The sequence below is a fragment of the Clostridiales bacterium genome, assembly GCA_017961515.1.
Taxonomy (GTDB): Bacteria; Bacillota; Clostridia; order Acetivibrionales; family RGIG10202; genus RGIG10202.
The window spans coordinates 1-2,245 of the sequence record JAGCXC010000067.1 but is presented as its reverse complement, the minus strand read 5'-3'; the positions used below and the strand labels follow the sequence as shown (position 1 = coordinate 2,245).

The following is a 2,245-nucleotide window of genomic DNA, read 5'->3' as shown; positions in this document are numbered from 1 at the left end:
GATTGAATAAAATCATAAGTACCGCAAATAGACTAAAATTTGTGAACAGGTGCGTGTGGTACAACTCAAGATGTTTGGAAACTTTTGTCCAAACGCTCAGCCTTACTATCACCGTGAACCCTCACTCGACTTAAATCGAGTGCTTCCATTTCGTCAAATAGACGAATATCCTCTTTAGGAGGATGGACTTCCTTTCCACAGTACAGCACTAAACTCAGAACACTTATGGATATTATGCCACAAGCTCCGCATTTAGGCTAACTAATGTGGATAAGGTGCAGGTGGTTCTCTTAGTACATTGAGGAACTTTTGCCTCAATGCCCAACCTTGCCTTTACAGGTAAGGATTTTATAATTTCTCGGATAAAATACCGAGCCGCTATATTATAACTTGCTGACAAATCGCAATTATATCGTTTACCAGAAGTAAATGTACACATGCTATAATTATCTTTATCTCTCTCGACCTTTCCTGAACCATCGAACGCAAGTCTAGATGTATTCCATGCACATACTCTACTAATACGAACCCCATTACGATGTGCTTTACATGTAACTATCTGTTGTACAGCACAAGCTTTCCAATGATGAAGTCTTTGCTTTTTAGAACCCTTCTTTTTTCCTTTTAAATCCAAATACTCAAAAACAATAATATCAGCACAATAGAATTTTGCTACCTTCTCTATAAATTGTGCCGTTTTATTTGCAATACTTAAATTAATACCTTTAGCTTTTGCCCACAACCTTGGCATTTTATGAACTCCGTGTTGCTGAGCTTTCTTGATTTTGTTTAGCTTATGTTCCAAACAGTCTTTTTCTCTAGGTAATTTTAAAATTTCTCTCCCTATGACAGTGCCATCTGAAAGCATGGCTACACAAGTACAAGAATTATTTATGCCAAGGTCTACACCAATTATAATTTGCTTATTTATTTGCTTATTTTCAAACTTTACTTTCTCTTCAAAAACAAAGTCTAAGTACCAGTTTTTGCCCCGCCTACTAAGTGTAGGCACACACTCTTTGCGTGTAGCACAATTCCTAAGAATATAATCTACATCACTTTTTTTTAATTTAACATCCACCCAATCCCATGTATTGCGAATAAAAACTTTTAACCTTGCAGTGTATGTTCCAGTTCGTACAAAACAATTATCTCGATACATAGCAGGATAGATATATCCCGCTTGTGGCTTAGATGGTTCTTTACCACGTGGATTAGCTAGCCAATTATCATAATTACTTTTATATGAAGAAACCTTGCCAATTGCTTCAGAAATTGCAGCTCTTCGTAAATAACTTGGAAATTTTCCAAATCTTTGGTCAAAATCATACTTAGGATTTGTATTATCTCTTGTATAATGTATAAAACATTCAATAGCTCGTTGCTTTTCTAAAGGTTTTTCGATACTTTTTACTTGTTCCCACTCATTCAAAGTCACACAAATAATAAAATCCACAGCTTGACGATATAGTCTCACAGTATCTTTAAAAGCACCATGAGAATCTTTTATTTTTACCTTATATGTTGTCATAATTTTCATCGCCAAGCCCCCCTTCCTTTAAGTAGATTTTTTATTACCTTGCGACTTAATATATTGTTTAACTTGTTCTTCCGTATTCTCTGAAACAGTAGCTATAAAATACGAAGGATTCCAAAGATGTCCTCCCCAAAGTTTCTTTCTTAAATAGTTTCCATGTTTTTTCATAAGAAGCCTTGCAGAAACTCCCTTCATGGCCTTCATAATATCTGGAATAAAATGTTGCGGAGAACAACTTATAAGCATATGTACATGATCTTGGTCAGTATTATATTCTAAAATTTCAAAACCGTTATCATTAGCTATTTTAGTAATAATCTGATGTAAGTCATTTACTATTTCCTTCGTCATAACCTTATGTCGATACTTAACACACCATACAACATGATAATGAAGGCAATACACATATCCTCGCCCTGTTTTAACTTCGGTAGTCACATCCTCACCTCCATTGTATATACTAACATATGTAAGTTTAAATTTCAATGTTTTTCAAGAAATTATCTAGATTTTTAAGTAGCATATGTTTATTGCAGCTAACTCATGACTAAAGTCACGAGTGTGCGCTGCTACAGTATCAATTGTTGTTGCATACACTTAACTCCATCTCCATTTCTAATTGTTGTTTGCATCATTATATATTCCAAACAAGCTAAAATCAAGCATTTAATTATGTTTTTTATTATATAAAAAAAGGAGCTAATCATG

The 2,245-nt window shown here is 34.2% G+C and carries 2 protein-coding genes; both read right to left on the bottom strand.

What is annotated here, in order from left to right:
- Nucleotides 1–232: 232 nt before the first annotated feature.
- Nucleotides 233–1,540 carry a transposase gene (locus tag J6Y29_04755; GenBank protein ID MBP5427181.1) on the bottom strand — a complete coding sequence of 436 codons (1,308 nt, stop codon included), beginning with the start codon at nt 1,538–1,540 and terminating at the stop codon, nt 233–235.
- 18 nt (nt 1,541–1,558) lie between these two features.
- On the bottom strand, nt 1,559–1,975 hold the full coding sequence (gene tnpA / locus J6Y29_04750; GenBank protein ID MBP5427180.1) for an IS200/IS605 family transposase: 417 nt from the start codon (nt 1,973–1,975) through the stop codon (nt 1,559–1,561).
- Between the last annotated feature and the right edge of the window lie 270 nt (nt 1,976–2,245).

What these genes read in the sequence shown, in the direction of transcription:
- J6Y29_04755 (MBP5427181.1), bottom strand. Translation starts at nt 1,540, where the DNA reads ATGAAAATTATGACAACATATAAGGTAAAAATAAAAGATTCTCATGGT.